Here is a 295-nt window from a genome sequence, read left to right as displayed (position 1 = left end):
CGCTCTTGCTCGGCCTTTGCCTCGGCGGCGCGGCGTTCCTCGGCGGCGCGGGCCTCGGCCTCGCGGCGTTGCCGTTCTTGGCGGGCCTGTTCCTGCGCCTGCGCCTGCGCTTCGGCTGCGGCGCGGCGCTCTTCCTCGCGGGCTTGCGCTTCGGCCGCCTGCCGCCGTTGCTCGGCCTGGCGCGCTTCGGCTGCGGCCCTGGCCTCGGCCTCGTCGCGGGCCGCCTGTTCGGCGGCCTGACGCCGAGCCTCCCGGGCGGCTTCGCGTTCGGCCGCCAGTCGTTGTTCCTCGGCCT

General features: G+C 77.3%; 1 protein-coding gene. It reads left to right on the top strand.

The features are described 5' to 3' along the window. The coding region (locus tag B4L36_RS04980; RefSeq protein ID WP_292953276.1) for a hypothetical protein at positions 1-295 on the top strand (295 nt) is incomplete at both ends.

It is taken from the genome of Paracoccus sp. UBA889 (assembly GCA_002294185.1).
Taxonomy (GTDB): Bacteria; Pseudomonadota; Alphaproteobacteria; order Rhodobacterales; family Rhodobacteraceae; genus Paracoccus.
This window is presented reverse-complemented; position numbering and strand designations above follow the sequence as displayed.